Genomic DNA, 20,045 nt, shown 5'->3' on the forward strand with positions numbered 1-20,045 from the left:
CTGGTTCGAGCCGCGCGATATTTTTGCGCCAGCACCGAATTCTTGCAGCAACGCCCTGTCTATCTGGCGGGGTGAAGCGCTAGCGCACAGCGTGTGCCATGGCTTTGCAGCAGTCTTTCACCAACCCTGCCAATGCGGGCGGGCTTGGTTATAATTGCAATAATATTGCATTTCTTGTCTTCATATCGTTTTCGGCACCATGAGGGGAGCGCGGGTGGGTCACACAGTCATTCGGCAGCGCAAGGACGGGTCGGGTTTCACGCTTCTGGTGATTGCACTGGCCATGGGCACGCTACTGGTGGGTTGCTCGAGCACCAGCAGCAACAGCGCGCGGGTGGTCGACCGCAATAACACCGTGCCCAAGCGCCCGGCGGTAACCACCGGGCAGTACATCGTCAAACCTGGCGATACGCTGTTCTCCATTGCCTTCCGTTATGGCTGGGACTACAAGGAACTGGCTGCGCGCAACGGCATCGCGGCGCCTTACACCATTCGCCCGGGGCAAGCGATTCGTTTCAGCAGCGGCTCTGCGGGCAGCACCACGGTGGTGTCCAGCCCGTCGTCGTCGAGCAAGACCACGGTCATCCGGCGGCCTGTAGGAAGCACCAGCACGCCCCCTGCCAGCACCAGCAAACCGGCCACGCCGGCAGCCTCCAGCAGCGCCCCGGTGGTCGCCACGGTGCCTGCCGCGGAGCGCGCGGTAGGCGGCTGGACCTGGCCTGCCAATGGCGTGCTGATTGGAAAATTCGCTTCAAACGGTAGTTTGAATAAAGGCATTGATATCGCCGGTGATTTGGGACAGCCTGTTTTTGCTGCGTCTGATGGTGCAGTGGTGTACGCCGGGAGTGGCTTGAGGGGCTACGGCGAACTGATCATCATCAAGCACAGCGATACCTACGTCAGTGCCTACGGCCATAACCGCAGGCTGTTGGTTCGGGAGGGGCAGCAGGTCAAGGCAGGGCAGTCGATTGCTGAAATGGGGTCCACGGGCACAGATCGGGTGAAGCTGCATTTCGAGATTCGCCGCCAGGGCAAACCCGTCGATCCGCTCCAGTTCCTGCCACGTCGTTGACCGTTGTACCCGGCCTGTTCCTGTGATGTAGAGGGGACAGGCTCCAGCGCTGCCAGGGAGATAGGTGCCGCTCGAGTCTGAGTTCGAACTCAGCAAAGGACTATAACAATGGCTCTCAGTAAAGAAGTGCCGGAGTTTGACATCGACGATGACCTGCTTCTGATGGAGACGGGTATCGTTTTGGAAACGGATGTGGTGTCAGACGAACCTGCTGTATCTTCGGTTCGGACGAGGGCCAAGTCGGGCTCTTCGCTCAAGCAACACAAGTATATCGATTACAGCCGGGCGCTCGATGCCACCCAGTTGTATCTCAACGAGATCGGATTCTCGCCTCTGCTTTCGCCGGAAGAGGAAGTGCATTTTGCGCGCCTGTCGCAAAAGGGCGACCCTGCCGGCCGCAAGCGCATGATCGAAAGCAACCTGCGCCTGGTTGTAAAAATTGCCCGTCGTTACGTGAACCGCGGCCTGTCGCTGCTCGACCTGATCGAGGAGGGCAACCTGGGGCTGATCCGTGCCGTCGAGAAGTTCGACCCGGAGCGTGGTTTCCGGTTCTCGACCTATGCGACCTGGTGGATTCGCCAGACCATCGAGCGGGCGATCATGAACCAGACCCGCACCATTCGCTTGCCGATCCACGTGGTCAAGGAACTGAACGTCTACCTGCGCGCTGCGCGCGAGCTGACCCAGAAACTGGACCACGAACCCTCGCCAGAAGAAATCGCCACGCTGCTGGAGAAACCGGTCGCCGAGGTCAAGCGCATGCTGGGCCTGAACGAGCGGGTGTCTTCGGTGGATGTGTCGCTCGGCCCGGATTCGGACAAGACCCTGCTCGATACCCTGACCGACGACCGCCCGACCGACCCGTGCGAACTGCTGCAGGATGACGACCTGTCGCAGAGCATCGACCAATGGCTGGGCGAGTTGACCGACAAGCAGCGTGAAGTGGTGGTGCGCCGCTTTGGCCTGCGCGGGCATGAAAGCAGCACCCTGGAAGATGTAGGCCTGGAGATTGGCCTGACCCGTGAGCGGGTGCGGCAGATCCAGGTTGAGGGGCTCAAGCGTTTGCGTGAGATCCTCGAGAAGAACGGCCTGTCCAGTGAGTCGTTGTTCCAGTAGCGGAAGCCTGCAACACAAAACGCCCCGATGATTTCGGGGCGTTTTTGTATGCCTGTTTGAGATTGCTGGGGGCGCTGCGCGCCCCTATCGCGACACAAGGCCGCTCCTACAGGAGATCGCGTTGCCTGTAGGAGCGGCCTTGTGTCGCGAAAGGGCTGCAAAGCAGCCCCAAGACATTATGTACTGCGCTACCCCAGTAACATCGCGTGTAAGCCTTTGCTTACTTGTTTTGTAAGCCTTCTATGTACGCTTCAGTAAATCATTGTCGTATCCAGATCCTGCGTTTTCCCAACTCATTGAAAAACCTGGCTTATTCAGCTGTGAGGAAATGTGTCACCTGCAACACCCTGTGAGGTTTAGCGGTTGCCCGCCCGGCTCAAGTCGCTAGTATTCGAACTGTGCACAGGGACATGCACAGGCTTTCAGGAGGAAAGCCAGGGACGTCGCAAGAGGCGATTTCATCAGGATGATGTTTGGGACAAGCAGGGACTACGGAAAAAATGTGGGCGGGTCAAACCGCCCCTTCTTTTTGCCCGCAGAAAACAAAAAAGGCCCCAAGGGGCCTTTTTCGTGTCCGGACGCTATCAGCGCTCCAGGTCTGCAATCTTGCCAGTCTTGCCATCCCACTCTTCAGCGTCCGGCAGGGCGTCCTTACGCTCGGTGATGTTCGGCCAGATTTCCGCCAGTTCGGCGTTCAGCTCGATGAAGTTCTCCATGCCCGCAGGCACTTCGTCTTCCGAGAAGATGGCTTGCGCTGGGCATTCCGGCTCGCACAGGGCGCAGTCGATGCACTCGTCCGGGTGGATGACCAGGAAGTTCGGGCCTTCGTAGAAGCAGTCCACCGGGCAGACTTCCACGCAGTCGGTGTATTTGCATTTGATGCAGTTGTCGGTGACGACGAAGGTCATTTCTAATTCTCTCCTCAGGCGACGGCGGCGGCCCTTCCTCTCAGGGCCGCGCGGTTTGCGGGCATGTGGCTGCAGGCCAGGCTAATAACCTGCAGCACCAGCAAACCGCGGCGGATTCTACCAGCTTGTAGTGGGCGCCGTTATAACAGGTTCTTTAGTTGATATAGCATTTCGATAGCTTGACGCGGGGTCATGTCGTCCAACTGCAGCTTGCCCAGCTTCTCGATGGCCGGGTGTGGCAGGCTGGCGAACAGGTCGCTCTGGTGCGGGACCTGTGGCACGTCCTTGGCCTTTTGGGCCGGAGGCTGTTCATGCGGCAGGCTGGTGGTCTCCAGCCTTGCCAGGTGTTCACGGGCACGCTGGATGACGGCCGTCGGCACGCCGGCCAGCTGCGCCACGGCCAGGCCGTAGCTCTGGCTGGCAGGGCCAGGCAGCACGTGGTGCAGGAACACGATGCGTTCGTTGTGCTCGGTGGCGTTCAGGTGCACGTTGGCCACCAGCGGCTCGCTTTCCGGCAGCACGGTGAGCTCGAAGTAGTGCGTGGCGAACAGCGTGTAGGCACGCAGCTGGGCCAGGCGCTCGGCGGCGGCCCAGGCCAGCGACAGGCCGTCGAAGGTACTGGTGCCGCGGCCCACTTCATCCATCAGCACCAGGCTGCGGTCGGTGGCGTTGTGCAGGATGTTGGCGGTTTCGCTCATCTCGACCATGAAGGTCGAGCGGCCGCCGGCCAGGTCGTCGCTGGAGCCGATGCGGGTGAAGATGCGGTCGACCAGCGACAGCTCGCAGCTGGCAGCCGGCACGAAGCTGCCGATATGCGCCAGCAGCACGATCAGGGCGGTCTGGCGCATGTAGGTGGACTTACCGCCCATGTTCGGGCCGGTGATGATCAGCATGCGCGTGCTGTTGTCCAGGCCCAGGTCGTTGGCCACGAATGGCGTGGTCAATACCTGTTCCACCACAGGGTGGCGGCCCTGCTCGATGCGCAGGCACGGCTCGTCGACGAAGCGCGGGCAGTTCAGGTCCAGGTTCAGTGCACGTTCGGCCAGGTTGCTGAGCACGTCCAGTTCGGCCAGGGCGGCGGCGCTGTCCTGCAGCGGTGCCAGGTGGCTGATCAAGGTTTCCAGCAGGGCGTCGTAGAGCATCTTTTCGCGGGCCAGGGCGCGGCTCTTGGCCGACAGGGCCTTGTCCTCGAACGCCTTCAGCTCCGGGGTGATGAAGCGCTCGGCGCCTTTCAGGGTCTGGCGGCGGATGTAGTCGCCCGGGGCCTGCTCGGCCTGCTTGGTCGGCAGCTCGATGAAGTAGCCATGCACCCGGTTGTAGCCGACCTTGAGGTTGGCCAGGCCGGTGCGGGCCTTTTCCCGGGCTTCCAGGTCGATCAGGAACTGGCCGGCGTTCTCGCTGATCGCCAGCAGCTCGTCCAGTTCGTTGTCATAACCGGCCTTGAGCACGCCGCCATCGCGGATCACCGCCGGCGGGTTGTCGATGATCGCCCGCTCCAGCAGGCTGGCCAGTTCGGGGTAGGTGCCGGTAATGGCGGCCAGGCGTGCCAGGTGCGGCGCCTCCAGCTCGGCCATGGCGTTCTGCAGCTCGGGCAGCGCGCCCAGGGCATCGCGCAGGCGTGCCAGGTCGCGTGGGCGGGCGTTGCGCAGGCCGATACGGGCGAGAATCCGCTCGATATCGCCGATTTCCTTGAGCTGCGGCTGCAGCTTCTCGAAGCGGTAGCCGTCGAGCAGGCAGCGGATCGAGTCCTGGCGTGCCTGCAGCACCTTGAGGTCGCGCAACGGGCGGTTCAACCAGCGGCTCAGCAATCGGCTGGCCATGGCGGTCTGGCAGCGGTCGATCACCGACTGCAGGGTGTTGTCACGGCCGCCGGCGAGGTTGATGTCCAGCTCCAGGTTGCGGCGGCTGGCGCCGTCGAGGATGACCGTGTCGTCCAGGCGTTCGTGGCGAAGGCTGCGCAGGTGCGGCAGGGCGGTGCGCTGGGTTTCCTTGGCGTAGATCAGCAGGCAACCGGCGGCGCCGATGGCCAGGGTCAGCTTGTCGCAGCCAAAGCCCTTGAGGTCCTTGGTCGCGAACTGCTGGCACAGGGCCTTGCGCGCCGAGTCGCGGTCGAAGTCCCATGGCGCACGGCGACGGGCGCCCGGGCGTTTCTCGGCGGGCAGGTCGCGCGGCCAGTCGTCGGGGATCAGCAGCTCGACCGGGTTCAGGCGCTCGAGCTCGGCCAGCAGGTTTTCCCAGCCCTTGATCTCCTGCACGCTGAAGTTGCCACTGGTGATGTCCAGTACCGCCAGGCCGAACAGGCGCTCGTCACCGAGCAGCGCGGCAATCAGGTTGTCGCGACGCTCGTCGAGCAGGGCCTCGTCGCTGACCGTACCCGGGGTGATGATGCGCACCACCTGGCGTTCCACCGGGCCCTTGCTGGTGGCGGGGTCGCCAATCTGCTCGCAGATCACCACCGATTCGCCGAGCTTGACCAGCTTGGCCAGGTAGCCTTCCAGCGAATGGAACGGAATCCCGCACATGGGGATGGACTGGCCGGCCGACTGACCGCGCGCGGTCAGGGTGATGTCCAGCAGTTTTGCGGCTTTTTTCGCATCTTCGTAGAAGATCTCGTAGAAGTCGCCCATGCGGTAGAACATCAGCTGGTCCGGGTGCTGGTTCTTCAGCTTCCAGTACTGCTGCATCATCGGGGTGTGTGCGGAGAAATCGGAAATTGCTTTATTCATCAAGGGCTTAGAAAGTAGGTCTCAATATTGTGGGGCAAATTGGGGCGTTCTGTGTTGCATGCGCGACGCCGAGACCCACCGGATTTTCAAGCCGCATAGGTTAACACGGCTACCCGGCAGGCTGTACCTGCAAGTCCGGCGAGTGCACAGGGATGCGCTGAAGGCGGGTTGACATCATGGTGCCTCCATGGAGAATTGCCTGCCTTCGCCCATCAGGGATGACTTGCCTGACGCATTCGCGGTGGCCCGCGACCCGGTAAAAAGATATTGCAACAGGTTGATTAGTGCAGTGAGCGCAATTCGTTTTGATGTAGATGCGGTTTTTTGTATTTCCCTCGACACCCGCGCTGACCGGCGCACGCTGTTCAGCGAAACCATCGGGCGACAGCTCGACAACGAAGTGCACTTTCATGTCGTCGAGAAAAACAGCGACCCCAAGCGCGGTTGCTACGAGTCCCATCAGCAACTGGCCCGTCATGCGCTGGACAATGGCCTCGATCGAATCCTGATCTTCGAAGACGATGCCAAGGCCTATGAGTTCGAACCTTCGCGGGTGCGCTGGGTAAACCGCTTCATGCAGAAACGGCCCTTCGAGGCCTTGCACCTGGGCTATTCCATGGGGCGAACCTGGCTGACCTGGTTCCCGTTCATCGCCCGCGGGCGGGTGGTGGCGCTGCATGCCTATGTGCTGTCGCGCGAGGGCTGCCGGATCCTGGCAGAGACGCCCTACGATGGCACCCCGGTGGATGTGGTGGTCAAGCACCGGATCCGCCAGCACTGCGTGTTCCCCATGATGTTCCGCCAGCACGCCGCCGCCGTGGCCGGTAGCGACCTGGAACAGGTGGTGCGCAATGAGGACGAGTGGTGGGAGCGCAACTGGGCCAAGCATCGTCGTTCACCGATGAAGAACATCTGGCGGACCGTGCTTCGGCTGAATTTCTGATTGGTGTGGGCTTGGGGTGCATGCCTTGAGAGGTTTGGCGCCTGCGAGATCGAGCGCCGCCCGCGCGGCGCTTCGCAGCACAAGGCTGCTCCTACATCTGTTTCGGGCCAGTTATTCCTGAGGCGAAGGCGCGCGCCCATTGGTGTCCACCTCGATTTCGTGCCGGGCAAACAAGGCGGTCGCGTGCACTGGCACAGGCGTTACTGGCCCGAAACAGATGTAGGAGCAGCCTTGTGCTGCGAAGCGCCGCGCGGGCGGCGCTCGATCTCATAGGCGGCAAAAATCCAGAGGCGAACATCCTCATGCCCAGCACGCCGCCAGACGCCCATTCCCCATCTCTGAAATGCTAGGGTAGAGGGCAGCCTTCAAGGAGCCCGACATGGACCCGATCACCACGCTTGCCACCCGCCTGGGTGAACACCTGCGCCGCTTCAACGCGCAGGTGACCACCGCCGAATCCTGCACCGGTGGCGGCATCGCCGAGGCCATCACCCGCGTGCCCGGCAGCTCGGCCTGGTTCGAGGCTGGGTACGTGACCTATTCCAACACCCAGAAAACCCGTCAACTGGGAGTGCCCGCGGCGTTGTTCGGCCAGGTTGGCGCGGTCAGCCAGGAAGTGGTCGAAGCGATGGTCCGCGGCGCCCAGGCCGCCAGCGGCGCGCGCTTTGCCGTGGCGGTGAGCGGCGTGGCCGGGCCGGATGGTGGTTCGCCGTCCAAACCGGTGGGCACCGTGTGGCTGGCCTGGGGCGACGGCAACCATGTGTTCAGCGAGCGGCGCCAGTTTGACGGCGACCGCGAGGCGGTGCGCCGACAGACGGTGATCGCCGCGTTAGACGGCTTGTTACAGCTTGGTGCCGAGTAAATCGACGACAGGGGTTTGCGCGGGCGCTTGCCTGTGGAATAATACTGGCTACTTATACAGGTATTCCGGCCGTCAGGGCCAAGTCGAACACGTGAGGATTTCAATGGACGACAACAAGAAGCGCGCCTTGGCTGCGGCCCTGGGTCAGATCGAACGCCAATTCGGCAAGGGCGCCGTCATGCGCATGGGCGACCACGAGCGCCAGGCTATCCCTGCCATCTCCACCGGCTCGCTGGGCCTGGACATTGCCCTGGGCATCGGCGGCCTGCCAAAAGGCCGTATCGTCGAGATCTACGGCCCGGAATCGTCGGGTAAGACCACGCTGACCCTGTCGGTCATCGCCGAAGCCCAGAAAAACGGCGCCACCTGCGCCTTCGTCGACGCCGAACACGCCCTCGACCCCGAGTACGCCGGCAAGCTGGGCGTCAACGTCGACGACCTGCTGGTTTCGCAGCCGGACACCGGCGAACAGGCCCTGGAAATCACCGACATGCTGGTGCGTTCCAACGCTGTTGACGTGATCATCGTCGACTCCGTGGCTGCTCTGGTACCGAAGGCCGAGATCGAAGGCGAGATGGGTGACATGCACGTGGGCCTGCAGGCGCGCCTGATGTCCCAGGCGCTGCGCAAGATCACCGGTAATATCAAGAACGCCAACTGCCTGGTCATCTTCATCAACCAGATCCGTATGAAGATTGGCGTGATGTTCGGCAGCCCGGAAACCACCACCGGTGGTAACGCCCTGAAGTTCTACGCCTCGGTGCGTCTGGATATCCGCCGTACTGGCGCGGTCAAGGAAGGCGACGAGGTGGTCGGTAGCGAAACCCGCGTCAAGATCGTCAAGAACAAGGTTTCGCCGCCATTCCGTCAGGCCGAGTTCCAGATCCTCTACGGCAAGGGTATCTACCGTAACGGCGAGATCATTGACCTGGGTGTTTCCCAAGGCCTGGTCGAGAAGTCCGGTGCCTGGTACGCCTACCAGGGCAACAAGATCGGTCAAGGTAAGGCAAACGCTGCCAAGTACCTGGCTGAGAACCCGGCTATTGGTGCCGAGATCGAGAAGCAGATTCGCGAGAAGCTGCTGACCTCTGGTGCTGTTGCGGCTGCTGGTAAGGCTGCTGCTGCCGAAGCCGATGCCGATGACATGGCCGACGCTGACGCCGGTTATTGATTGCGCGGTAGATAGCCGAACATGTCCGCCGTACTCGACACCCCCGTCGCCATTCGGCGGACAGCCATGGACCTGCTCGCGCGACGTGAGCACGGTCGCGTCGAGCTGACGCGCAAGTTGCGTCAGCGGGGCGCTTCGGACGAGCTGATCGAGCCTGAACTCGACCGGCTCGCCGAAGAAGGGCTGCTTAGCGAAGCCCGTTATCTCGAAAGTTTCATCCGATACCGTTCCAGCTCCGGCTACGGCCCTGCGCGTATTCGCGAAGAGCTAGGCCAGCGCGGTTTGGCGCGTGCTGATATCGAGCAGGCGCTACGCGAAAGCGAGGTGGATTGGGGCGAGCGCATGCGTGACGTTTGGCAGCGCAAGTTTGCTGGTCAGCGCCCGCAAGATCCCCGCAGCCGTGCCCAGCAGACCCGGTTTCTGGCTTACCGGGGTTTCCCCATGGACATGATCGGCCGCCTGCTCAGTGGGCGTGATATCGACGACTACTGAAGACTGGGGCCGCTTTGCGGCCCTTCGCGGGCTTGCCCGCTCCCACAGTTTTTGGTGCAAGGTTCAGAAAATGCGCGGTCCCTGTGGGAGCGGGCAAGCCCGCGAAGGGCTGCAAAGCAGCCCCAATCCAGCCGGCAAACGTTATCTGACCGGCATTAGGGTTTACCCGCGAGTACCGGCAACGCCGCTCCCACAGGTTGCGCGGCGCGCTTTTGGAAATTTGTTCGACAATCAACTGACCTTCAACGCCTCCCTGGCCCGCTGTGTGGTATGCATGGGCTGCGGCTTGGCCCAGTTTTCCGGCAGGTTGATGAAGTCCACCAGCTCGCGCAGCCTGCCCTGGTCCCGGCCATTGAAGGCAAATGACAAACGGGTCAGGTGGCTGAAGTTGCCCACTTCGTGCTCGGCACTGCTGTCAGGTTGCTGGTGATACTTGCCACTCAGGCGCAAGTCGGCAAAGCCTTCCTGGATGTCATACAGCGCCGCCTCGCTGAGCGGGTGATGCATACGGATCACGAACTGGCTCTTCAGCCAGCGGCTGGAGTGGTAGTTGCTGTAGAACTGGTTGATTTCTTCCACTGCCTCGTCAGCGCTGTGCACCAGGCGCAGCAGTTTCAGGTCGCTGGGCAGGATGTAGCGGTTTTCCTCCAGTTGGCGGCTGATGAAGTCCAGGCAGTCGCGCCAGAAGCTGCCACCTGGCGAATCCAGCAGCACCACCGGTACCAGCGGGCTCTTGCCGGTCTGGATCAGGGTCAGCACCTCCAGCGCTTCATCCAGAGTGCCGAAGCCACCCGGGCACAGCACCAGGGCATCGGCCTCCTTGACGAAGAACAGCTTGCGGATGAAGAAGAAATGGAACGGCAGCAGCTTGTCGGTGCCGTCCACCGTGGGGTTGGCGTGTTGTTCGAAGGGCAGGGTGATGTTGAACCCCAGGCTGTGGTCGCTGCCGGCGCCTTCGTGGGCAGCTGCCATGATACCGCCGCCGGCACCGGTGATGACCATCAGGTCGGAGCGTGCCAGGGTTGCGCCCAGCTCGCGGGCCAGGGCGTACATCGGGTGCTCTAGCGGAGTGCGCGCCGAGCCGAACACGGTCACCTTGCGCCGGCCCTTGTAGCGTTCCAGGGTGCGGAACGAATGGTCCAGTTCGCGCAGGGCCTGCAGGGTGATCTTGGCGCTCCAGCGGTCGGTGTCGTCATGGGCCATGCGCAGGATGGTCAGCATCATGTCGCGGTACAGCGGCAGGTTGGGGCTGTTCGGTGCCACCAGTTGCAGTTGTGCGTCGATGTTGCTCAGGTCGATGTTGTTGTCGCGGAAGTGGCTGAACAGCAGTTCACTCGATTGGTAAGGCATGCAACGTCTCCTTCTGCACCAATACCTCTGACCTCAATCTAGACCCTTGCGCTCAATTGTGCCGGGGGTGTTCGGCACAGCCGCCCGTCGGCATGCAGCCACGGGGGATGCGGGTTTGGTTAACTGGGTAAAGCGAAACGTGTCGATGCAGGAGGTGGCGGTATGCATCGCTTGATCATCGAAGTGGACCGGCAGCTTTACCAGCAGCTGGAGAATGCGGCCCAGGTGCATCACCTGAGCCTGGAGGCCGAATGCCGGCGCAGGCTGTCGGGGCTGGAATGCCAGTCGCGCTACCTGCAGGCGCTGCTGGCAGAGATGCGCGCCGATGCCGCTGAAGGGCGCTGGCGCGCCCGTGAAGACGAGAAGGCGTAGCGATCGAAGTGTTGGTTACTTCTTCTTGTTGCCGGCCACGCAGCTGGCATTGTCGAACGCCTGGTCCATGATCGGCTGGTTGGTCTTGTAGACCGTGAAGCGGTAGACCATGACCGCGCCTTTGGACATCAGGTTGCGGAAACCGCTGTTGCGGCAGACGCTGTCACCCAGCTGACTGCGTACCTGTTCGGGGTTGGCCTGCATGCGCGCGGCATGGTCCTGGCGCACGCTCAGGTGGTTGACCAGTGCCTTGCCTTCCACGGTGTAACCCTGGTCGAGGATGTCCTCGTTGATGGCTCGCGGGGTGCCGACACTGCTCTCTTTGGCCACCTTCTGCAGCATGTTGTTCAGGTCGTATTCCTGCTTGGAAGCCGCCTGGGCTGCCAGGGGCAGGGCGAGCAGCAGGCTCAGGGCGGGGACGATACGGCGCAGCATGAATCTCTCCTGGTTCGATGACTGGCGCTTTGACATGCGCGGGTCGACGGCGTTCCCTGAAAATCGCGCAGGCGCGAGGCTGGGGTACGGTAAAAAACAGCGATTATAAGGACCGCGCCGCCACCTGCACAGCAATTGCCCCCTGTTCTGGTAGACTGGCGCCCTTAGTTTTTTCCGAGTCATCCTTGTGTCCATTCCCAACCTGTCCAGAGGCCTGCCGGCATGAGCCATGAGGTAGCGCGCCTGCGCGCCGAACGCCTGGCCCGCAGCAACAAGCCCTTCATCGCCCGTGGTTCGCGTGCCGAGCGCTGCCCCGATTGCAGGGTAATCGCCACTCATTGCCTGTGCGCCTGGAAGCCGCGGGTGCAGGCAGAGTCCGGCGTATGCCTGCTGATGCATGACACCGAGCCACTGAAGCCCACCAATACCGGCTGGCTGATCGCCGACCTGATCGAGGACACCTCGGCCTTCGGCTGGCTGCGTACTTCGGTCGACGAACGCTTGCTGGCTTTGCTGGGCGATCCGCATTGGCAGCCCTACATCGTCTTCCCGGGCGAATTCGTTGCCCAGGAACGGGTGGTCAGCGAGGTAGTGCGCGAGCCGGGCAAGCGCCCGCTGTTCATCCTGCTGGATGCCACCTGGACCGAAGCGCGCAAGATGTTCCGCAAAAGCCCTTACCTTGACCGCTTCCCGGTGTTGAGCCTGCAGGCCGAGCAGATGTCCCGCTACCGCCTGCGCCGCTCCAAGCGCGACGATCACTTCTGCACCGCGGAAGTCGCGGCCATGTGCCTGGACCTGGCCGGCGATACCCAGGCCTCGCAGGCGCTGGACGCCTACCTGGATGTGTTCAGCCTGCATTACCTGAGCGGCAAGCGGCGCCTGCCGCTGGACGAGCAGGACGACACCCACCAGCGTTTGCATACCTTCCTATAGTCCAAGGGGCACAACCCCTGCTTTGGTTCATAATGACCCTTACCCGAGTGCCCGACACAGAACAGGATCCCCAGATCGATGGCCACTTACGAAATCCTGATTGCCGATGACCACCCGCTGTTCCGTGGCGCCTTGCGCCAGGCCGTTACCCTCGGCCTGGGCCCGGATGTACGCCTGGTTGAAGTCGCCAGCATTGCCGAACTGGAAACCCGTCTGAGCGAAAAAGCCGACTGGGACCTGGTGTTGCTGGACTTGAACATGCCGGGTGCCTACGGTTTTTCCGGGCTGGTGCTGCTGCGCGGGCAATACCCGCAGATCCCCGTGGTGATGGTATCGGCGCAGGAAGAGGCCGCAGTGGTGGTCAAGTCCCGCGAGTTTGGCGCCAGTGGCTTCATTCCCAAGTCCAGCACCCTGGAAGTGATCCAGGATGCGGTGCGCAAGGTGCTCGACGGCGAGGTCTGGTGGCCGCCGCAGGCGTTCGAAAAGGTCGATGTCTCGGCCGAGGCCAAGGCCGCCAGCGAAGGCCTTGCCAGCCTCACGCCGCAGCAGTTCCGCGTGCTGACCATGGTCTGCGAAGGCTTGCTGAACAAGCAGATCGCCTATGAGCTGAACGTGTCGGAAGCGACCATCAAGGCCCACGTGACCGCGATCTTCCGCAAGCTGGGTGTGCGTACCCGCACCCAGGCGGCGTTGTTGCTGCAACAACTTGAATCGGTTGCCAGCAGCTGAGTGCGCGTGGCTTCACGCTTTTTTGACCCGTGCCGGTCTAGTCTGCTGGCCTTTCCGTTGTGAAGTGACTCACATGACATCGCCATTCAAGGGCCAGACCGGCCTCAAACGTATCCTCAACGCCGCCGGCTATTCGCTGGACGGCCTGCGCGCCGCCTTCAAGGGCGAGGCCGCGTTCCGCCAGCTGGTGCTGCTAAACGTGCTGTTGGTCCCGGTCGCCTTCTGGCTGCCGGTCAGCCGTGCGGAGCGGGCGATCATGATCGCCGTGTGCCTGTTGGGCCTGATCGTCGAACTGTTCAATTCGGCGGTGGAAGCAGCCATCGACCGCATTTCGCTGGAGCGCCACCCGCTGTCGAAAAACGCCAAGGACATGGGCAGCGCCGCGCAACTGGTGGCACTGACCATGGTGGCGCTGGTGTGGGGTGTGATCCTGCTTTAAGCGATTGGTGGCAACACGATCTCGTCACTGCGGGTGAAGCCCGCAGTGAAGTTGCGGCACAGTTCGAGAAATTCGCGCATGGCCGAGGTCTGGTACTTCTGTTTGTGCCAGATGAAGTAGAACTGGCGCATCAGGTCCAGCTCCGGGGTTTCTACCGCTACCAGGCTGCCGCGGCGGAAGGCGTCACGCAGGGCCAGGCGCGAGATGCAGCCGATGCCCAGGCCCGACTCCACCGCGCGCTTGATCGCTTCGGTGTGCTCCAGCTCCAGGCGGATGTTGAGGTTGGTGCGGTGGTGGCGCATGGCCTGGTCGAAGGTCAGGCGCGTGCCCGAGCCCTGTTCGCGCAGGATCCACGCTTCCTGGGACAAGGTCTGTACATCGGCGCGGCCCAGCTTGGCCAGCGGGTGCTGCGGCGCGCAGAACACCACCAGCTCGTCCTCGACCCAGGGCTGCACTTCCAGGTCCGGGTGGTTGCAATCGCCTTCGATCAGACCCAGATCAATTTCGTAATGCGCCACCTGTTGCACGATATGCGCAGTGTTCTGCACATGCAGCTTCACCTGGCTTTCCGGGTGCACCTGCATGAAGCTGCCGATCAGCAGGGTGGCCAGGTAGTTGCCGATGGTCAGCGTGGCGCCGACCGCCAGCGAGCCGAAACCGGACTTGCCGTTGAGCAGGTCTTCGATTTCCTTGGCCTGGTCGAGCAGGGCCACGGCCTGCGGCAACAGTTGCTGGCCCAGGGCGTTGAGGCTCAGGCGCTTGCCGGCGCGGTCGAACAGCTGGCAGCTGGACTGGCGCTCAAGCTCGGTGATCGAGGTGCTGGCTGCCGACTGCGACAGGGCCAGCACACTGGCGGCGCGCGAAACGCTCTGGTGCTGGGCCACGGCAACGAAGACTTGCAGCTGACGAAGTGTAAATCGCATATCGATATAACCGATAACACATATCTTGATAATCCAGTTAACAGATATTGTCGCTGCCCCTAAACTATCGCGCAACTGCGCGTCTTGCGCGCGCCGCGTCTTTCTTCAGGAGCCCCATTAAATGAGCAACATGAACCACGAACGTGTCCTCAGTGTGCACCACTGGAACGACACCCTGTTCAGCTTCAAGTGCACTCGCGACCCGGGCCTGCGCTTCGAGAACGGTCAGTTCGTGATGATCGGCCTGCAACAAGAAAGCGGCCGTCCGCTCATGCGCGCCTATTCCATTGCTTCGCCGAACTGGGAAGAGCACCTGGAGTTCTTCAGCATCAAGGTGCCGGACGGTCCGCTGACCTCGCAGCTGCAGCACCTGAAGGAAGGCGACGAGATCATCATCAGCAAGAAGCCTACCGGTACCCTGGTACTCGACGACCTGAACCCGGGCAAGCACCTGTACCTGCTGAGCACCGGCACTGGCCTGGCACCGTTCATGAGTGTCATCCAGGACCCGGAAACCTACGAGCGCTTCGAGAAGGTGATCCTGGTGCACGGCGTGCGCTACGTGAACGAAGTGGCCTACCGCGAGTTCATCACCGAGCACCTGCCGCAGAACGAATTCTTCGGTGAGTCGGTTCGCGACAAGCTGATCTACTACCCGACCGTGACCCGTGAACCGTTCGAAAACCAGGGCCGCCTGACCGACCTGATGCGCAGCGGCAAGCTGTTCAGCGACATCGGCCTGCCACCGATCAACCCGCAGGACGACCGCGCGATGATCTGCGGCAGCCCGAGCATGCTCGACGAGACCAGCGAAGTACTGGACAGCTTCGGCCTGAAGATCTCCCCGCGCATGCGCGAGCCGGGTGATTACCTGATCGAGCGTGCCTTCGTCGAGAAGTAAGGCGCAGGCTGATGCAAAGAAGGCGACCCTTGGGTCGCCTTTCTTGTACCTGTGATTCATGTATCGCCTGTACCGGCCCTTTCGCGGGCTTGCCCGCTCCCACAGGGATATCACAAGGCCTGAGGTCAGTGGTACCCCTGTGGGAGCGGGCAAGCCCGCGAAAGGGCCGGTACAGGCAATACACAATCTATTCGACGCGCGTCTCGCCGCTATACACCAATATCTCCCGACACCGCTTGCACAGGTAGCGCCGCCCCTGGCGCACCAGCTTGTGCCGCTGCGCGGTAAACGGGAAGTCGCTTTGCGGGCACGGGCAGCGGTAGATGTAGCGGGTCACCACGCGCCGTTGCACTTCGTAGTTGTGGCAACGGTTGGGCGGCAGTTCATACACCCCGCGCATGATCAGCTGCCACTCCTCGCCATGGGCCTGGATGCGGTCGCCGAACAGCTGGTGGGCCACCAGGTGCGCCACTTCATGGGCCACGGTCTGGCGCAGGAAGTCTTCCTGGTTTTCGCGGTAAAGCTGAAGGTTGAAGCGCAGCAGGTTCTCGTGCAGGTGGGCGACACCTGCTTTTTGCCCGCGCAGCTTGAAGCTGACTTCCGGGCGCGGGAAGGGGCGTTTGAAGAAGGTTTCAGCTTGCTGGTAACAGGTTTCGACGCGTTGTCTGAGCAGCTCGGGCATGGCGGGGTGGTTCTCCTGACCGGGCATTATGCCGCAACCCCGGGCAGCGTGCCGAGCCACCGGTCAGCGCACAGCCAGAGGCCGCCTTGCGGCGGCCTCAGGTTGATGCCCCAGTGTTGGTCGAGTCTGTTCTAGTTGGTGTAGACGGGCCCCACGCCCAGTCCCCAGATGATCACCGTGGCGGCCATGATCGCCACCAGTACCACAAGGCCCACCGCCAGCACCGAGCTGGAGAACAGGAAGCCTTCGTCGGACGGTATGTTCATGAACGTCGGCAAACCGACGTACAGCAGGTACACCGTGTAGCAGATGGCGGCGGTGCCAATCAGCATGCCCAGCCACAGGTGCGGGTACAGTGCCGCCAGGCCGCCGATGAACAACGGGGTGGCGGTGTAGGTGGCAAAGGCGATGCACTGTGCCATGGACGGGTTGGCATCGTAGGTGCGAGCCATCCAGTGGATGAACGCCCCCATTACCGCCACCCCGGCAAGCATCGCCAGGTACGACATGATGCTCATCCAAATGGCGCTTTCCATGGTCAGCATCACCGCTGGCCGGTCGCCGATCACCCAGCCGACCTGGGTGGTACCGATGAACGCCGAAATGGCGGGGATCGCAGCCAGGATCAGGGTGTGCGTCAGGTACATGTGGCTGATGGTTTCTTCTTCGCCACGAATTTCCCGCCATTCCTGGTCGGGATGGGTAAACAGCCCCACAACGTGATGAATCATGCCGATCACTCCTCTCAATGTTGCCAAACGCCCCCCAGATGGAGCGCAAGCGGCCCGAGGCCCGAACACCGAAGCAAGCGGTAATGTGGCCTTATGTCGCAGTATAGGAAGCCGTTACCTGCATAAACCGAGCTTTTTAGAGCAAATTGCGCTGTAAGGCGCGCTGTTGATTACAATGAAGTCTTTATCGGAATGCCTACAGCGCCGCCGCGTTTGTGCGTAAAATAGCCGGCTTTTGTCACACCTCGCGGATCCAAGCGCTATGGGCACCCTCTCGGTCAACCAGAACAAACTGCAAAAACGCCTGCGTCGTCTCGCCGGCGAAGCCATCACCGACTACAACATGATCGAGGATGGCGACAAGGTCATGGTCTGCCTGTCCGGCGGCAAGGACAGCTACACCATGCTCGACGTTCTGTTGCACCTGCAGAAGGTGGCACCGATCAAGTTCGAGATCGTCGCGGTGAACATGGACCAGAAGCAGCCGGGTTTCCCCGAGCATGTGCTGCCGGCCTACCTCAAGGAACTGGGTGTCGAGTACCACATCGTCGAGAAGGACACCTACTCGGTGGTCAAGGAGCTGGTCCCCGAGGGCAAGACCACCTGCTCGCTGTGCTCGCGCCTGCGCCGTGGCACCCTGTACACCTTCGCCGACGAAATCGGCGCGACCAAGATGGCGCTGGGGCACCACCGCGACGATATCGTCGAAACCTTCTTCCTCAACATGTTCTTCAACGGCGCGCTCAAGGGCATGCCGCCGAAGCTGCGCGCCGACGATGGCCGCAACGTGGTGATCCGCCCGCTGGCCTACTGCAGCGAGAAGGATATCCAGGCCTACTCGGACATGAAGGAATTCCCGATCATCCCGTGCAACCTGTGCGGTTCGCAGGAAAACCTGCAGCGCCAGGTGGTCAAGGACATGCTGGTGGAGTGGGAGCGCAAGCACCCGGGGCGTACCGAGAGCATCTTCCGCGCCCTGCAGAACGTGGCGCCGTCGCAGCTGGCTGACCGCAACCTGTTCGACTTCACCAGCCTGAAGATCGACGAAAACGCTACCCCGCGTTTCCTTGACGTGCTGAATATCTGAGCCCATGCGCGATTACCAGTGGTTGCACGAGTACTGCCTGAACCGCTTCGGCTCGGCCCAGGCCCTGGAGGCCTTCCTGCCGCAGCCGCGCACATCGGCGCAACTGCGTGATCTCAGCGATGACCGCTACCTGTCGACCTTGGCCCTGCGCGTGTTTCGCGCCGGGCTCAAGCACAGCCTGGTGGATGCCAAGTGGCCGGCGTTCGAGCAGGTGTTCTTCGGCTTCGACCCGGAGAAGGTGGTATTGATGGGCGCCGAGCACCTCGAGCGGCTGATGCACGACGAGCGCATCATCCGCCACCTGGGCAAGCTCAAGAGCGTGCCGCGCAATGCGCAGATGGTTCTTGACGTGGCCAAGGAGAAGGGCAGTTTCGGCGCCTTCATCGCCGACTGGCCGGTGACCGACATCGTCGGTTTGTGGAAGTACCTGGCCAAGCACGGCAACCAGCTGGGCGGGTTGTCGGCACCGCGTTTCTTGCGCATGGTCGGCAAGGACACGTTCATCCCTACCGATGACATGGCTGCGGCGTTGATTGCGCAGAAGGTGATCGACAAGCCGCCGACCAGCCAGCGGGACCTGGCCTTGGTGCAGCAGGCGTTCAACCAGTGGCATGCCGAGAGTGGGCGGCCGCTGTGCCAGTTGTCGGTGATGCTGGCGCATACCGTCAACCATTGAGATTTGTGTTGGCCTCTTCGCGGGCATGCCCGCTCCCACAGGGATCGCACCGCATTTGAGGCTTGCGCTGTACCTGTGGGAGCGGGCAAGCCCGCGAAGAATCTAACTGCCTTCGCCGGCCATGCGCCGCTCGTGCTGGAACTTCCAGCGCACATACAGCAGCCCGGCAATGAACAGCCCCAGGCTCACCAGCACTTCTACCCAGCCAAATACCGCCCGCGCCGGGTCGAACGCCGCCAGCACGCCCTTGATGAAATAGATATTCACCACGAAGCAGGTCCAGGCATGTGCGCGGGCGCTGCCTGTCAGCATGCCCGGCAGCAACAGCAGCAACGGCACCAGTTCGATCGCCAGGATCACCTCGACCCGCGCCCCGTGCAGGTTGGCGAACCACAGGTTGTTCACCACCAGCAGGGCAATCAGGCCGAAGAAGAACGCCAGGCTCAACGCCCGCGTCAGGCGCAGGCGCGGTGCCAGCCATTCCAGCGCCGGCAATACCTTGGGCTTCTTAGCCACGTGCGGCCTCCAGGGCCTTGGCGGTGGTCGCCAGGCGTTGGCCAAGGGCGCGGCACAGGGCTATCTCGTGCTGGTCGAGCTCGCGCTTGCCATCGGCGCCAGCATGATGGCTGGCGCCATACGGGGTGCCGCCACCGCGGGTCTCGAGCAGTGCCGATTCGCTGTACGGCAGGCCCATTACCAGCATGCCGTGGTGCATCAGTGGCAGCATCATCGACAGCAGGGTGGTTTCCTGCCCGCCATGCAGGCTGGCGGTTGAGGTGAAAACGCCCGCCGGCTTGCCGACCAGTTCACCGCCCAGCCACAGGCTGCTGGTGCCATCCAGGAAGTACTTGAGCGGCGCTGCCATGTTGCCGAAGCGGGTCGGGCTGCCCAGTACCAGGCCGGCGCAGTGGCGCAGGTCGTCCAGGGTGGCGTACAGCGCGCCACTGGCCGGGATGTCCGGGGCCACTGCTTCGCACTCGGTGGAAATCGCCGGCACCGTGCGCAGGCGGGCTTCCATGCCGGCCAGCTCGATGCCGCGGGCGATGTGCCGGGCCATCTCGCTGGTCGAACCATGGCGGCTGTAATACAGCACCAGGATGTAGGGCTGGCTCACGGCAGGATCTCCAGTACTTTCTCGGGCGGTCGGCCGACCACGGCCTTGTCACCGACGACCAGGATCGGCCGCTCGATCAGCTTGGGGTGCCGGGCCATGGCCTCGATCAGTTGTGCGTCGGTCAGTGCCGGGTCGGCCAGGTTCAGCTCCTTGTACTCGTCCTCGCCGGTACGCAGCAGCTGGCGTGGGGCGATGCCAAGCTTGCCGAGCAGGGCCTTCAGGGTGGCAGCGTCGGGCGGGGTCTCGAGGTAGCGCACGATGGTCGGCGCCAGGCCGCGAGCTTCGAGCAGTTCCAGGGCGCCGCGGGATTTCGAGCAGCGCGGGTTATGATAGAGCGTGAGGTCGGTCATGTCGGGTCGCATCCAGCAGGGTGTGGCGGCTAT

General features: G+C 62.5%; 23 protein-coding genes. 13 read left to right on the forward strand and 10 right to left on the reverse strand.

What is annotated here, in order from left to right; genetic code table 11:
• Positions 1-214 precede the first annotated feature (214 nt).
• Together ABIB24_RS25020 and rpoS are read left to right on the forward strand one after the other, a co-directional pair.
• The gene (locus ABIB24_RS25020; protein WP_025337992.1) at positions 215-1,072 is read left to right on the forward strand and encodes a peptidoglycan DD-metalloendopeptidase family protein; all 858 of its coding nucleotides are present in this window, start codon (positions 215-217) and stop codon (positions 1,070-1,072) included.
• A 108-nt stretch (positions 1,073-1,180) separates the two neighbouring features.
• The gene (rpoS, locus tag ABIB24_RS25025) at positions 1,181-2,188 is read left to right on the forward strand and encodes an RNA polymerase sigma factor RpoS (RefSeq protein ID WP_013971277.1); all 1,008 of its coding nucleotides are present in this window, start codon (positions 1,181-1,183) and stop codon (positions 2,186-2,188) included.
• A gap of 584 nt (positions 2,189-2,772) precedes the next feature.
• Here rpoS and fdxA read toward each other — a convergent pair.
• Positions 2,773-3,096 carry a ferredoxin FdxA gene (gene fdxA / locus ABIB24_RS25030; RefSeq protein WP_004375459.1) on the reverse strand — a complete coding sequence of 108 codons (324 nt, stop codon included), beginning with the start codon at positions 3,094-3,096 and terminating at the stop codon, positions 2,773-2,775.
• 140 nt (positions 3,097-3,236) lie between these two features.
• Complete coding sequence (gene mutS, locus ABIB24_RS25035) at positions 3,237-5,810, reverse strand: DNA mismatch repair protein MutS (RefSeq protein WP_075046894.1); 2,574 nt, start codon at positions 5,808-5,810, stop codon at positions 3,237-3,239.
• A 301-nt stretch (positions 5,811-6,111) separates the two neighbouring features.
• Here mutS and ABIB24_RS25040 point away from each other — a divergent pair, with 301 nt between their 5' ends.
• The 4 genes from ABIB24_RS25040 to recX all read left to right on the forward strand — a co-directional run bounded on the left by ABIB24_RS25040 (position 6,112) and on the right by recX (position 9,290).
• Positions 6,112-6,765, forward strand: coding sequence for a glycosyltransferase family protein (locus ABIB24_RS25040; protein WP_025337994.1), 654 nt, complete (start codon positions 6,112-6,114; stop codon positions 6,763-6,765).
• Positions 6,766-7,144: 379 nt separating this feature from the next.
• Positions 7,145-7,627, forward strand: a complete 483-nt coding sequence (locus tag ABIB24_RS25045; RefSeq protein WP_286101174.1) for a CinA family protein — start codon at positions 7,145-7,147, stop codon at positions 7,625-7,627.
• 103 nt (positions 7,628-7,730) lie between these two features.
• Positions 7,731-8,798 carry a recombinase RecA gene (gene recA / locus ABIB24_RS25050; protein WP_015269214.1) on the forward strand — a complete coding sequence of 356 codons (1,068 nt, stop codon included), beginning with the start codon at positions 7,731-7,733 and terminating at the stop codon, positions 8,796-8,798.
• A 21-nt stretch (positions 8,799-8,819) separates the two neighbouring features.
• The gene (gene recX / locus ABIB24_RS25055; RefSeq protein ID WP_085619270.1) at positions 8,820-9,290 is read left to right on the forward strand and encodes a recombination regulator RecX; all 471 of its coding nucleotides are present in this window, start codon (positions 8,820-8,822) and stop codon (positions 9,288-9,290) included.
• A 231-nt stretch (positions 9,291-9,521) separates the two neighbouring features.
• On the opposite strand, the gene ABIB24_RS25060 is transcribed toward recX, so the two are convergent.
• Positions 9,522-10,640, reverse strand: a complete 1,119-nt coding sequence (locus tag ABIB24_RS25060) for an LOG family protein (protein ID WP_025337997.1) — start codon at positions 10,638-10,640, stop codon at positions 9,522-9,524.
• Between the two features lie 162 nt (positions 10,641-10,802).
• On the opposite strand from ABIB24_RS25060, the gene ABIB24_RS25065 reads away from it, so the two are divergent.
• Positions 10,803-11,012, forward strand: a complete 210-nt coding sequence (locus tag ABIB24_RS25065; protein WP_025337998.1) for a hypothetical protein — start codon at positions 10,803-10,805, stop codon at positions 11,010-11,012.
• A gap of 15 nt (positions 11,013-11,027) precedes the next feature.
• On the opposite strand, the gene ABIB24_RS25070 is transcribed toward ABIB24_RS25065, so the two are convergent.
• Positions 11,028-11,447, reverse strand: a complete 420-nt coding sequence (locus ABIB24_RS25070) for a quorum-sensing-regulated virulence factor family protein (protein ID WP_013971343.1) — start codon at positions 11,445-11,447, stop codon at positions 11,028-11,030.
• A gap of 222 nt (positions 11,448-11,669) precedes the next feature.
• Here ABIB24_RS25070 and ABIB24_RS25075 point away from each other — a divergent pair, with 222 nt between their 5' ends.
• The 3 genes from ABIB24_RS25075 to ABIB24_RS25085 all read left to right on the forward strand — a co-directional run bounded on the left by ABIB24_RS25075 (position 11,670) and on the right by ABIB24_RS25085 (position 13,548).
• Positions 11,670-12,380, forward strand: a complete 711-nt coding sequence (locus ABIB24_RS25075) for a tRNA-uridine aminocarboxypropyltransferase (protein ID WP_354317476.1) — start codon at positions 11,670-11,672, stop codon at positions 12,378-12,380.
• A 78-nt stretch (positions 12,381-12,458) separates the two neighbouring features.
• Positions 12,459-13,109: a response regulator transcription factor ErdR gene (gene erdR, locus ABIB24_RS25080; protein ID WP_025338000.1), complete on the forward strand. Its 651-nt coding sequence runs from the start codon at positions 12,459-12,461 to the stop codon at positions 13,107-13,109.
• A gap of 73 nt (positions 13,110-13,182) precedes the next feature.
• Positions 13,183-13,548, forward strand: a complete 366-nt coding sequence (locus ABIB24_RS25085; protein WP_025338001.1) for a diacylglycerol kinase — start codon at positions 13,183-13,185, stop codon at positions 13,546-13,548.
• Here the strand turns inward: ABIB24_RS25085 and finR are convergent.
• Positions 13,545-14,471: a LysR family transcriptional regulator FinR gene (finR, locus tag ABIB24_RS25090; protein WP_004375481.1), complete on the reverse strand. Its 927-nt coding sequence runs from the start codon at positions 14,469-14,471 to the stop codon at positions 13,545-13,547. The genes ABIB24_RS25085 and finR overlap by 4 nt on opposite strands.
• Before the next feature lie 121 nt (positions 14,472-14,592).
• Here finR and fpr point away from each other — a divergent pair, with 121 nt between their 5' ends.
• Positions 14,593-15,372 carry a ferredoxin-NADP reductase gene (gene fpr, locus ABIB24_RS25095; protein WP_004375483.1) on the forward strand — a complete coding sequence of 260 codons (780 nt, stop codon included), beginning with the start codon at positions 14,593-14,595 and terminating at the stop codon, positions 15,370-15,372.
• Positions 15,373-15,559: 187 nt separating this feature from the next.
• Here the strand turns inward: fpr and ABIB24_RS25100 are convergent, their stop codons facing one another.
• The gene (locus tag ABIB24_RS25100; protein ID WP_025338002.1) at positions 15,560-16,054 is read right to left on the reverse strand and encodes a SprT family zinc-dependent metalloprotease; all 495 of its coding nucleotides are present in this window, start codon (positions 16,052-16,054) and stop codon (positions 15,560-15,562) included.
• Positions 16,055-16,185: 131 nt separating this feature from the next.
• Complete coding sequence (locus ABIB24_RS25105) at positions 16,186-16,785, reverse strand: Yip1 family protein (RefSeq protein ID WP_012270925.1); 600 nt, start codon at positions 16,783-16,785, stop codon at positions 16,186-16,188.
• 262 nt (positions 16,786-17,047) lie between these two features.
• On the opposite strand from ABIB24_RS25105, the gene ttcA reads away from it, so the two are divergent.
• Both ttcA and ABIB24_RS25115 read left to right on the forward strand, forming a co-directional pair.
• A complete protein-coding gene (gene ttcA, locus ABIB24_RS25110) occupies positions 17,048-17,872 on the forward strand; it encodes a tRNA 2-thiocytidine(32) synthetase TtcA (protein ID WP_012270926.1) in 825 nt (274 codons plus the stop codon).
• A 4-nt stretch (positions 17,873-17,876) separates the two neighbouring features.
• A complete protein-coding gene (locus ABIB24_RS25115; RefSeq protein ID WP_137163176.1) occupies positions 17,877-18,548 on the forward strand; it encodes a DNA-3-methyladenine glycosylase I in 672 nt (223 codons plus the stop codon).
• A 102-nt stretch (positions 18,549-18,650) separates the two neighbouring features.
• Here ABIB24_RS25115 and ABIB24_RS25120 read toward each other — a convergent pair whose 3' ends face one another.
• The 3 genes from ABIB24_RS25120 to arsC are packed head-to-tail and all read right to left on the reverse strand — an operon-like array spanning position 18,651 to position 20,012.
• Complete coding sequence (locus tag ABIB24_RS25120) at positions 18,651-19,064, reverse strand: DUF2069 domain-containing protein (RefSeq protein ID WP_075043999.1); 414 nt, start codon at positions 19,062-19,064, stop codon at positions 18,651-18,653.
• Positions 19,057-19,662 carry an NAD(P)H:quinone oxidoreductase gene (gene wrbA / locus ABIB24_RS25125; protein ID WP_025338005.1) on the reverse strand — a complete coding sequence of 202 codons (606 nt, stop codon included), beginning with the start codon at positions 19,660-19,662 and terminating at the stop codon, positions 19,057-19,059. Before wrbA ends, ABIB24_RS25120 begins: the two co-directional genes overlap by 8 nt.
• Positions 19,659-20,012, reverse strand: coding sequence for an arsenate reductase (glutaredoxin) (arsC, locus tag ABIB24_RS25130; protein ID WP_085692879.1), 354 nt, complete (start codon positions 20,010-20,012; stop codon positions 19,659-19,661). The genes wrbA and arsC overlap by 4 nt, the downstream gene beginning before the upstream one ends.
• Between the last annotated feature and the right edge of the window lie 33 nt (positions 20,013-20,045).

It is taken from the genome of Pseudomonas sp. UYEF17 (assembly GCF_040546125.1).
GTDB lineage: Bacteria > Pseudomonadota > Gammaproteobacteria > Pseudomonadales > Pseudomonadaceae > Aquipseudomonas > Aquipseudomonas putida_Z.

What these genes read in the sequence shown, in the direction of transcription:
- rpoS (WP_013971277.1), top strand. Translation starts at nt 1,181, where the DNA reads ATGGCTCTCAGTAAAGAAGTGCCGGAGTTTGACATCGACGATGACCTG.
- fdxA (WP_004375459.1), bottom strand. Translation starts at nt 3,096, where the DNA reads ATGACCTTCGTCGTCACCGACAACTGCATCAAATGCAAATACACCGAC.
- ABIB24_RS25045 (WP_286101174.1), top strand. Translation starts at nt 7,145, where the DNA reads ATGGACCCGATCACCACGCTTGCCACCCGCCTGGGTGAACACCTGCGC.
- recA (WP_015269214.1), top strand. Translation starts at nt 7,731, where the DNA reads ATGGACGACAACAAGAAGCGCGCCTTGGCTGCGGCCCTGGGTCAGATC.
- recX (WP_085619270.1), top strand. Translation starts at nt 8,820, where the DNA reads ATGTCCGCCGTACTCGACACCCCCGTCGCCATTCGGCGGACAGCCATG.
- ABIB24_RS25060 (WP_025337997.1), bottom strand. Translation starts at nt 10,640, where the DNA reads ATGCCTTACCAATCGAGTGAACTGCTGTTCAGCCACTTCCGCGACAAC.
- ABIB24_RS25065 (WP_025337998.1), top strand. Translation starts at nt 10,803, where the DNA reads ATGCATCGCTTGATCATCGAAGTGGACCGGCAGCTTTACCAGCAGCTG.
- ABIB24_RS25070 (WP_013971343.1), bottom strand. Translation starts at nt 11,447, where the DNA reads ATGCTGCGCCGTATCGTCCCCGCCCTGAGCCTGCTGCTCGCCCTGCCC.
- ABIB24_RS25075 (WP_354317476.1), top strand. Translation starts at nt 11,670, where the DNA reads ATGAGCCATGAGGTAGCGCGCCTGCGCGCCGAACGCCTGGCCCGCAGC.
- erdR (WP_025338000.1), top strand. Translation starts at nt 12,459, where the DNA reads ATGGCCACTTACGAAATCCTGATTGCCGATGACCACCCGCTGTTCCGT.
- ABIB24_RS25085 (WP_025338001.1), top strand. Translation starts at nt 13,183, where the DNA reads ATGACATCGCCATTCAAGGGCCAGACCGGCCTCAAACGTATCCTCAAC.
- finR (WP_004375481.1), bottom strand. Translation starts at nt 14,471, where the DNA reads ATGCGATTTACACTTCGTCAGCTGCAAGTCTTCGTTGCCGTGGCCCAG.
- fpr (WP_004375483.1), top strand. Translation starts at nt 14,593, where the DNA reads ATGAGCAACATGAACCACGAACGTGTCCTCAGTGTGCACCACTGGAAC.
- ABIB24_RS25100 (WP_025338002.1), bottom strand. Translation starts at nt 16,054, where the DNA reads ATGCCCGAGCTGCTCAGACAACGCGTCGAAACCTGTTACCAGCAAGCT.
- ABIB24_RS25105 (WP_012270925.1), bottom strand. Translation starts at nt 16,785, where the DNA reads ATGATTCATCACGTTGTGGGGCTGTTTACCCATCCCGACCAGGAATGG.
- ttcA (WP_012270926.1), top strand. Translation starts at nt 17,048, where the DNA reads ATGGGCACCCTCTCGGTCAACCAGAACAAACTGCAAAAACGCCTGCGT.
- ABIB24_RS25115 (WP_137163176.1), top strand. Translation starts at nt 17,877, where the DNA reads ATGCGCGATTACCAGTGGTTGCACGAGTACTGCCTGAACCGCTTCGGC.
- arsC (WP_085692879.1), bottom strand. Translation starts at nt 20,012, where the DNA reads ATGACCGACCTCACGCTCTATCATAACCCGCGCTGCTCGAAATCCCGC.